9 protein-coding genes are annotated in these 9,034 nt (G+C 73.5%); 4 read left to right on the top strand and 5 right to left on the bottom strand.

The window, feature by feature from the left end; translation table 11 throughout:
• From HW837_RS49245 to HW837_RS40960, 3 genes are all read left to right on the top strand, one after another.
• A partial coding sequence (locus HW837_RS49245) for a rodlin (protein ID WP_272875586.1) occupies nt 1-148 on the top strand: 148 nt, incomplete at its 5' end.
• 248 nt (nt 149-396) lie between these two features.
• Entirely contained in the window at nt 397-654 is a 258-nt protein-coding gene (locus HW837_RS40965) for a chaplin (protein ID WP_193381085.1), read from the top strand.
• Nucleotides 655-765: 111 nt separating this feature from the next.
• Nucleotides 766-1,836, top strand: coding sequence for a chaplin (locus tag HW837_RS40960; RefSeq protein WP_093790841.1), 1,071 nt, complete (start codon nt 766-768; stop codon nt 1,834-1,836).
• Nucleotides 1,837-1,891: 55 nt separating this feature from the next.
• On the opposite strand, the gene HW837_RS40955 is transcribed toward HW837_RS40960, so the two are convergent.
• Nucleotides 1,892-3,151 (bottom strand): NAD(P)-binding domain-containing protein, encoded by a 1,260-nt coding sequence (locus tag HW837_RS40955; RefSeq protein ID WP_045557615.1) that lies wholly within the window; start codon nt 3,149-3,151, stop codon nt 1,892-1,894.
• Entirely contained in the window at nt 3,151-4,473 is a 1,323-nt protein-coding gene (locus tag HW837_RS40950; protein WP_196790023.1) for a carboxylate--amine ligase, read from the bottom strand. Before HW837_RS40950 ends, HW837_RS40955 begins: the two co-directional genes overlap by 1 nt.
• Before the next feature lie 173 nt (nt 4,474-4,646).
• On the opposite strand from HW837_RS40950, the gene HW837_RS40945 reads away from it, so the two are divergent.
• On the top strand, nt 4,647-6,053 hold the full coding sequence (locus tag HW837_RS40945) for a glycoside hydrolase family 26 protein (protein ID WP_177262004.1): 1,407 nt from the start codon (nt 4,647-4,649) through the stop codon (nt 6,051-6,053).
• A 22-nt stretch (nt 6,054-6,075) separates the two neighbouring features.
• Here the strand turns inward: HW837_RS40945 and HW837_RS40940 are convergent, their stop codons facing one another.
• The 3 genes from HW837_RS40940 to HW837_RS40930 are packed head-to-tail and all read right to left on the bottom strand — an operon-like array spanning nt 6,076 to nt 9,034.
• The gene (locus tag HW837_RS40940) at nt 6,076-7,224 is read right to left on the bottom strand and encodes a GNAT family N-acetyltransferase (RefSeq protein WP_045557614.1); all 1,149 of its coding nucleotides are present in this window, start codon (nt 7,222-7,224) and stop codon (nt 6,076-6,078) included.
• Complete coding sequence (locus tag HW837_RS40935) at nt 7,221-7,889, bottom strand: YveK family protein (RefSeq protein WP_045557613.1); 669 nt, start codon at nt 7,887-7,889, stop codon at nt 7,221-7,223. The genes HW837_RS40940 and HW837_RS40935 overlap by 4 nt, the downstream gene beginning before the upstream one ends.
• The gene (locus tag HW837_RS40930) at nt 7,886-9,034 is read right to left on the bottom strand and encodes a glycosyltransferase (RefSeq protein WP_193381086.1); all 1,149 of its coding nucleotides are present in this window, start codon (nt 9,032-9,034) and stop codon (nt 7,886-7,888) included. Before HW837_RS40930 ends, HW837_RS40935 begins: the two co-directional genes overlap by 4 nt.

Raw genomic sequence — 9,034 nt, 5'->3', positions numbered from 1 at the left:
GCTGCAGGACGTCCCGATCCTGTCGGCGCCGCAGAACCAGCAGTGCACCGAGAACTCCACCCAGGCCAAGGGTGACGAGCCGCTGTCGCACATCCTGTCCGACATCCCGATCCTCTCGGACAACGGCAACGGCGGCGGCAAGAACTGATCGGAAGATCGTCACACGGCTCGGGTCGCGCGCGGTGCGTTCGGCCCGAGTCTTTCGTCTGCCCCCAGGCGCGGTATTCGGGTGGCATCGATATGCCTTTCCGATGATCTCCCGGGGCGATTGGGTGAATTACCCTACGCTCCGCGTTCGGAAGTTTCTTCCGCTGTCTATTCCTCGTTTCACAGGCTGCAGGTCATGATGCGAGCCGTCCATGCTGTGCTCGCTCGGTTTCGGCCGTCAATCAGGGCATGACCGCAGAGAAGGGAAAAGACGTGAAGCTCAAGAAGAGCGCTGCCGTCGTCGCCGGCGCGATCATGGCCGTGAGCATGGCCACCCCGGCCTTCGCGGACGCCGAGGCCAAGGGTGCCGCCATCGGGTCCCCGGGTGTCCTCTCGGGGAACGTGGTGCAGGTCCCGATCCACATCCCCGTCAACGTGTGCGGTAACACCATCAACGTCATCGGTCTGCTCAACCCGGCAGCCGGCAACGTGTGCGTCAACGACTGACGTCGTAACGCCTCGCACCAGCCGCTCGGCTGTGCCTCAGCCGGTCTTGGAGTGTCCTCAACGGCTCCAAGGCCGGCTTTTCCCACTTCTGCGAGCAGGAAGAAACACGAGATGCGACAGACCCTGCGCAAGAGAATGGTCGTGGCCGCCGCGACGACAGGCCTGCTGTCCCTCTACGGCACGCCGGTCCTCGCGGACACGGGCGCGCACGGGGCCGCCGCGAACTCGCCCGGCGTAGCCTCGGGCAACGCGGTCGAGGTGCCGGTCACCGTCCCGGTGAACATCTGCGGCAACACGGTCGATCCCGCCGCCGTCGGCAACCCGTCCGTCGGCAACGCGTGCGGCACCACCGGCGACCACGCCCCGGAGAGCGCCAAGAGCACCAAGAAGAACACCGAGAGCTCCCCGGAGCGGCACGCCGCGCCGGTCGCGGAGCCCGCGTACACCCCGGCGCCCACGTCCCGTCCCGAGGAGTCGGTCTCCTCGGCGCCGGAGCCCGAGGACTCCTGGGCGCCGCCGTCGTACGAGGAGTACACGGAGCCCGACGCGTGGCAGGGGCCCGCCGACCACGGGACGTACGACGAGCCCGGGACGCACGACGACAGCTCGGCGTACGAGGAGTTCACCCAGGACTGGGACGACGGCGGCTACGGGCACGACGACGAGTCCTCCGGCGGCTACGGCGACCAGCCGGAGGAGGAGACCGAGGGCGGCTACGGCGACCACCCGCCGACGAACCCGCCCACCAAGCCCCCGCACCCGACCAAACCGCCGACGAACCCGCCGACGAAGCCTCCGCACCACACCAAGCCGCCGACCACGCCGCCGACGAAGCCGCCGCACTCGACGCATCCGCCGACGAAGCCCCCGCACCCCACCAAGCCCCCCACGCAGTCGCCGCACCCGACGAAGCCGCCGACGAATCCCCCCACCAAGCCCCCGCACCCGACGAAGCCACCGACGATGCCGCCGACGAAGCCCCCGCACTCCACTCACCCGCCCACGCACCCGCCGACGCACTCGCCCACGCACCCGCCGACGATGCCGCCCACCAAGCCGCCCCAGCTCCCCGAGACCGGCAGCGACCGTGAGGCGCTCCTCGCCGCCGGGGTCGCCAGCTTCGCGCTGATCGCGGGCGGGGCCATCGTCTACCGGCGGGGCCGGGCCGCTTCCGGCCGATGACCGTACGGTGAGCGCTCCGGGTGCCGGGAGGCGCGCCGCCCGGCACCCGGGCCCGTCAGGACCCGGCGGTGGAGGCCAGGTCGGCCCGCGCCCCCGGCACCGGGATCCGGCCGCCGGGCACCCCTGACCGCAACCGCCGGCGTACCCCTCGTACGAGGGTGGGCGCCGTGAACGACGCGCCGTGCACGAAGCGCATCGCGGGGCCGAAACCGGCGGCCGTGGTCAGGCCCGCCAGGAACAGGCCGGGGACCGAGGACTCGAAGTCCCGCCCGACCGCGGGCGAGCCGTCCGGCAGGGGCGCGAGGTCCGCCCGCACCTCCGGCGCCAGCAGTCCGAGCCGGTCGCAGCGGGCCCGGAAACCCGTGGCCGCGATGACGTGCTGGGTGTCCAGCGAGGTCAGCTCACCGTCCCGGCCCACCGTCTCCAGGCGTACCGCGCCGCCCGTCTCGTACGCCACCGCGACCTCCTGGCCGAGCCGCACCTCGACGGTGCGCTCGACGCGGTCGCGCACCCACCAGGCACCCGCCGGTCCCAGCGCCTCGGCGGCGACCCGCACGCGGCGCGCCTCCGGCAGCCGGCGGTACCAGCCGGGCCGCTCGGCGTAGAACCAGTTGCGCCAGCCGCAGCCCAGGCCGCTGTGCGGGGAGCGGAGCGAGTGCCGCAGGGGGCGTACGAGCGGGGGCGGCACGTCGTTCCAGCGGAGCAGGGGGGAGCGGGCCAGGATCCGCGCCCGGGTGCCCTGTTCGGCGAGGAGCGAGGCCGTCTCCAGGGCCGCCTGACCACCGCCGATCACCGTGACGTCCATGCCCCGGAACCGGCCGAGGTCGCGGTGGTGGCTGCTGTGGGAGACGCGGTCGGTCGGCAACGCCCGCAGCACGGGCGGGACTTCGACGAAGGGGATCACTCCGACGGCGAGGACCACGGTGCGGGCGCGCACCACCTCGCCGTCGGCGAGGACCGCCTCGAAGCCGCCGCAGCGGCGCCGAAGGAGCGTCACCGTCCGCTCGTCGACGGGCGGAAGGGCGTTCCGGGCGAACCACAGGCCGTACGAGGCGAAGGTGCCGACCGGGATCGGCAGACCGTGGCGGGCCTCGACGCCCCGCTGCGCGCAGTACACGTCCAGACGCCAACGCCCCTCGGGATCGGAGAGGTTGGAGGCCCAGGGCTCGGACTTGAGGAACATGCCCGGCGGCATGTGGTCGCGCCAGGACGCCATGGGACGGCCGAGGACGCGCAGGCTCAGCCCGGCGGCCGCGGCGTGGGACGCGATGGACAGGCCGTACGGGCCGGCGCCCACCACCAGCAGGTCGTACATCAGGCGCTGCTCGCTTTCTCGTTGTCGGTGCGGTTCTCGGAGCGGCTCCCCGCTCGGTCGTCGGGGACGAGGTGGTCGGGTACGAGGTGGTCGGGGGCGTGCTCACGCCGGACGGGAGGGGGCGTGCGGGGCGCCAGCAGTCGGCCGAGCGCGTGGCGGGGCCACAGGGACCACAGCGCGAGGCCGGGGGCGCGGTCGTCCCGCGCGTACCATGCCAGCTCACGCGCGCCCGGCCGGGGTGGCGGGCAGGGGAGCGGATGGGGGCGCAGCGCGGTCAGCGGCGCGTAGTTCTCCACGACGAAGGTCCGGCCCGGCACCGGCGCCCCGTCCGGTACCCGACGGCCGGTCAGGTCCAGGTGCAGGGCGCGTACGACGTCGACGCCGGCGCTGTCGGTGAAGAGCCGGAACTGGGCGCCGGGACGCGGGTTGAAGTCGAGCAGGTGGTGGACGTCGGTCCGGCCCTCACGGCGGAAGTCGAGGTCGAACACGCCCCGGTAGCCGAGGGCGCCGGTCAACCGCTCGGCCAGGGCCTGGACCCGCGGGTTCGGCGTCCAGCGGCCGACGGTGGTCAGGCCCGCGCCGGGCGGCCAGGCGCTCAGCTTCCGGCCGGGCCCGCCGCAGCGCACGACTCCGGCACGGTCCACGTAGCCGTGGAAGAACCAGTCGCGGTCCAGGCCCGGCGGCAGGAAGGCCTGGAGCAGCAGCCGGCTGCCCGCCTGCTCCGAACGCCGGTACAGGGCCGCCGCCTCCCCGGCGGAGCGCACCACCACCGTGCTGCGCAGTCCCACGCCGGCGGGCAGCAGCCACGGGCGGCTCCACTTGGCCACAACCGGCAGGCCCAGCTCGCGGGCGGCGGCCTCCGCCTCCGCCGCGCTGTCGGGGACCGCGATCACGGGGTGCGGGAGGCCCAGGCGCCCGCACAGCGCGGCGAGTTCGGCCTTGTCCGCCACCTGCTCGGCGAGGTACGGCGGCAGGTCCGGCAACAGGAAACGGTCCGTCAGGTCCGCGCGCAGCCGGGCGACGGCCACCGCGCTCGCGTCGTCCAGGGCGATCAGGACCGCCGGACGGCCGATCCGGTCCGCCACCCGGCGCAGGACGTCCGCGAACTCGTCGAGTCGGGCCCCCGGGCGGGGCGGGGCGTGGGCGGCCCGGAGGAACCGCGAGCTGCGCACCGGGCTCGCCGCGCAGTCGGCGACCAGATGCACCTCCACCCCGGCCCGGCCCAAGGACCGTACGGCGCCCAGGGTTCCGTGGTGGAAGGGATTACGGTCCGTCCGCAGCAGTACGGCCGGAACGCGGGTGTCGAGCAACGGCACATTCATTTCGTCGGGGTCCTCGCACATTTCTTTGACGTCGGGTCACCCGTGCGGGCGATTCGGGCACCCGAAGGCCGGAGCCCCAGTTGGCGGAATTCATATTCGTATGACTGATTGTCAGTAGGTGGAAATCGGCGGCGGAAAGCAGTGAAGTGAAGAAAGCGGAGAGGGGAGCGGACATGGCTCCACAACAGCGACGGCACCGGCACAGGAGGCCCCGCGGCAGACGGCTGGCGCTCGTCGCGGCCGGCGTGGTCGCGTCGTTCGCCCTCGTGTCCGTCCCGGTGTACGCCGGGGGCGCGCGGACGGTCGGCCGGGCGACCGACCCACCGCCACCGGCACCTGCGGCCGCGGCCACCCCCACGGCCGCGGCCACTTCGCAGGTCTCGGCCGCCCCCATGGTCCCGGCCGCCCCCACGCTTCCGGCCGTACCGACGACGCCCCTCGTCCCGGGCGCGTCCGTCGCGCCGCAGGGCGTCTCGCCCCTGCCGGCCACTCCCTCCGAGACCCCGAAGCCTCCCGGGGAACCGCCGGCCATGGGCGCCTATCTGCACTACGGGCCCCGCGGCGTCGCCCGGATCGCCGAGCTGAGCGACTGGCTGGGCGGCTCCGACCTGCGCGTGGCGCACACCTACCTGCCGGGCGACCGCTGGTCCAACATCGAGGGGCTGCCCGGCTTCCTGGACTCCTGGGCGGAGTGGCGGCGCGACGAGAACGACCGGATGTTCGTCCTCAACGTGCCCATGATGGAGCGCAACGAGGAGGGCGTCTCCGACTGGGAGGTCCGCGCGCTGCTGCGCCGCGCCGCCGCCGGCCAGTTCGACCACCACTACCGCCGGCTCGCGGAGCGACTGGTCGAGCTGAGGATCCCGGACACGGTGATCGTGCTCGGCTGGGAGATGAACGGCATCACGTACACCCATCGCTGCGGGCCCGACCCGGAGAGCTGGAAGAAGTACTGGAACAGGATCGTCACCACGATGCGCGCGGTGCCGGGCCAGAAGTTCAAGTTCGACTGGACCCCGAACCGCGGCCGGGACGCCGTTCCCTGGACGCAGTGCTATCCGGGGGACGACACGGTCGACATCATCGGCATGGACTCCTACGACCAGCCGCGCGGAATCACCTTCGACGAGCAGGTGAGGGAACCGTACGGTCTGCAGGCACACGTCGATTTCGCGAAGGCGCACAAGAAGCCCATCTCATATGCGGAATGGGGACTTTTCCGCAACGGCGACAACCCGGAGTACATGCGGCGCATGCTCGCCTGGATGGACGAGCACAAACCGCTCTACAACACGCTCACGGACTACTGCCCGCACGGTGTCTGGCAGTGCGCGGCCAACCCGAAGGCGGCCGCCGTGTACCGGTCGATGCTCTTCGGCCGTGACACGGACGCGTCCGCCACCCCGAAGCCGACGCCCACGCCCACGCCGACCCCGACGCCGACCCCCACGCCGAAGCCTGCTCCCACCACGCCCGTACGCCCGCCGAACTGTTCGCCGCTGGAACTGGGCGACTGGGTGGAGTACTGGCTCGGCGGGAAGCTCTGCATCCGCACGGACTGGTGGGCGCGCTACCGGTGATCCGCCGACGGCGGCGGGCCGCTCATCGCCCGCCGCCACCGCGGTCCTTCTTCGCGTCCTTGCGGGCGCGCCAGCGGCGGACCAGCTCCTTGCCCTGGCAGCGGGCCGCCGCGTCGCAGGCCGCCGCCGACAGCAGCGGTGCGGTGCGGCGGCGGGCGAGCAGCAGCCGCTGGTTGACGACGGTGTCCGGGCGCCAGCGCAGTTTGTACGGCTCGGCGCCCCGCAGCAGGCTCAGCACCTGCTGGGCGCCGGATCCGACCTGCCGGGCACAGGCGTCGAGCAGCATGGTGGCGACATCCGCCTTGCGTTCGCGCAGCCGGGGATGGGCGCCGTAGAGGTAGCCGCCCGCCAGCCGGCGCGACAGCAGGGTGACGTCGACGGCCAGGACGTCGCCGCCCAGCCGGAACTCGGTCACCACGGCGTCCCCCGAGCGCACCATCGGCTCGACCGAGCGGACCAGATGCTCGGAGAAACGGGGCCGCATGTGCTCGGTCGTCACCTTGCGGTCCTGCCACTGGAGCCGGTGCAGGTCCAGCATCGTCCGCAGCGCCGCGTCCACCTCGTCGGCGCGCACGGTACGCGGCTCGATACCGAGGTCACCGAGCTTGCGGAGCTTGGCGCGCACCCGCTGGGCCCGGGAGTTCGGCAGCCGCTTGAGCAGCTCGTCCATCGGCTGGGCGGGCAGCTCCAGACAGACCGAGTCGGCCACCTTGCGGCGTGGACCCCGCCAGCGGTCGTAGATCCGTTCGACGGCCGCGCCCGGCCGTACCTCGCGGAAGTCGATCAACGCCGTCCGGGCGACCGCCGACAGCCCCTCGACGAGCGCCGCCGACGCCTGCTCGGCGTGCTCGTCGTCGAGGAGGACGTCCGCGAAGTCCGAGATGGGGCAGCCGAGCGGGACGAGGGTGGGCAGCGGACGCCGTACGAGCATCAGCGGGGCGACCGCGCGCAGCTCGGCCCCGTCGCGGACCAGGACCAGACGGAGCCTGCCGGGGGTGCCGTACGACAGCCACCAGGAGTGCAGCCAGGCGTGGTTCTGGAACGGGGTGGCCGCGCCGCAGCGCCGGTACAGCCGGCCCCAGGCCTCGCTCAGGTCGCCGAACTCGCCCTCGTCGGTGCAGAGTTCGGCGCGCAGGGTGGTGCTCGGCCCCGTGTGCAGGGTGCTGGTCACAGCTGGCCGTGGGTGTCGGCGGCGAGAGCGGGACCCGGTACGGAGGCGGCGGGCGGTGTCCGTGGGGTGCGCCGGGGCCGGACCAGCAGGGCGAGCCCGCCGAGCAGCCCGCCGGCGGCGGTGCCCACCAGGCCGGTCACCGTCGACGACGCCGAGGACGGCTCGGTCGGCCTGGTCGCGCGGGCGAACTCCTGCAGCTCGACGCGCGTCGACGGCTCGGAGTCGTTGGCGTGCCGGGTCAGGGCCCGTGAGACGGCGTTGGCCATGTCGACGGCGAGGTCCGGGCGGGCGGAGGTGGCCGACACGGCGACCATCGGCGCGTCCGGCGACGTCGCCGTCCGCACGTTCCTCCGCAGCGTCTCGATCGGCACCCCCGCCCACACCTGGGCGTCCCCGAGCACCGCGACCTGGGTCGCGACCCGCCCGTACGCCTGGGCGAAACCGAGCGCCGACTGGGGGTCCGACCCCTCGCCGGGCACGGCGACGACATAGCTCGTGGCGGTGTACACGGGCGCCTTCACCACGCCGTACGCGCCCCCCGCCAGCCCTCCGAGCAGTGCGCCGGCGACGAGCAGGGACCACGGGGGCAGGGACCGGGCACGGGCGAGGGGAGCCGACCCGCGGGTCAGGCTGTCGGTCGGGTGTTCGGGCGTACGGTCGGTCATACGGAACTCACTCCCAGGGGCGGGGTCGGCGAGGGCGTGCTGGAGACGGCGGCCGCGTACACGTCCATGAGCTGGGCGGCGCTGCGGGTGATGCAGTAGTGCTGGGCGGCCGCGGGGACCGCGCGGGAGCGCGCGCCCTGCGCGCGGACGTCCAGCAGGGCGCGTACGAACGACTCCGCGCCCCCCTGGACGCGTCGGGCACCCACGGTCGAGTCCGGGGGCAGGTCCTCGATCGCCGGGCAGGAGACATAGAGCACGGGCAGCCCGGACGCCATCGCCTCCACCACCGCGAGCCCGAAGGCCTCCTCGGCGCTGGGCGAGGCGAGCACGTCCATGGCGTTCATCAGGGAGGGCAGATCGGTGCCGGGGGTCCCCGTGGCCGGGCGCTCCCCGGTGAGCAGCACCCGGTCGGCGACCCCGGCGCGCTGTGCGGCCCGCCGCAGCACGCTCTCCTCCGGTCCGCCGCCGACCACCAACACCCAGCAGTCGTGCGGGAGTTGGGCCAAGGCGCGGATCAGCACGTCGAAACGCTTGCTCGCCGCGAGCCGGCCGACGCCCCCGACGACGTACGCGTCCTCCGGCAGCCCGAGCCGCCGCCGGGTCAGCTCGCGCAGGTCCGCGTCGAAGCGGAAGCCCGCGAGGTCGATGCCGTTGGGCACGACCTCGATCCGCGGGGCCGGCACCCCCCAGCGCTTCAGCCGGTCGGCGACGGTCGGCGAGACGGCGACCGTGGACCGGCCGAGCCGCTCGCTGGCGAGATAGAGGGCGCGCACGCCGGCGGAAAGCGTTCTGCCCTCCATCTGCGAGTCGCCGAGGGAGTGCTCGGTGGCGACGACCGCGCGGACCCCCGCCAGCCGGGCGGCGATCCGGCCGTAGACGCAGGCCCGGTAGAGATGGGTGTGCACGAGGTCGTAGCCGCCCCCGCGGATCACCCGCACCAGCCGGGGGAGCGCGGCGAGATCGCGGTTGCCCGCCATGCCGAGGTGGGTGACCCGGACGCCGTCGGCGGTCAGACCGTCGGCGACCGGGCCCGGATTGGTCAGCGTCACCACGTCGCAGTCGACCGGCAGATGCCGCAGCAGCAGCCGCAGTTGCTGTTCCGCGCCGCCGACGCCCAGACCGGTGATGATGTGCAGCGCCTTCAC

The sequence above is a fragment of the Streptomyces caniscabiei genome (assembly GCF_014930365.1).
In the GTDB taxonomy this organism is placed as follows: domain Bacteria; phylum Actinomycetota; class Actinomycetes; order Streptomycetales; family Streptomycetaceae; genus Streptomyces; species Streptomyces caniscabiei.
The sequence above is the reverse complement of the archived record's forward strand: the minus strand, read 5'-3'. Positions and strand labels throughout refer to the sequence as shown.

Excerpts from the sequence above, each read along its gene's own strand:
- HW837_RS40965 (WP_193381085.1), top strand. The coding sequence starts at position 397 with ATGACCGCAGAGAAGGGAAAAGACGTGAAGCTCAAGAAGAGCGCTGCC.
- HW837_RS40960 (WP_093790841.1), top strand. The coding sequence starts at position 766 with ATGCGACAGACCCTGCGCAAGAGAATGGTCGTGGCCGCCGCGACGACA.
- HW837_RS40955 (WP_045557615.1), bottom strand. The coding sequence starts at position 3,151 with ATGTACGACCTGCTGGTGGTGGGCGCCGGCCCGTACGGCCTGTCCATC.
- HW837_RS40950 (WP_196790023.1), bottom strand. The coding sequence starts at position 4,473 with ATGAATGTGCCGTTGCTCGACACCCGCGTTCCGGCCGTACTGCTGCGG.
- HW837_RS40945 (WP_177262004.1), top strand. The coding sequence starts at position 4,647 with ATGGCTCCACAACAGCGACGGCACCGGCACAGGAGGCCCCGCGGCAGA.
- HW837_RS40935 (WP_045557613.1), bottom strand. The coding sequence starts at position 7,889 with ATGACCGACCGTACGCCCGAACACCCGACCGACAGCCTGACCCGCGGG.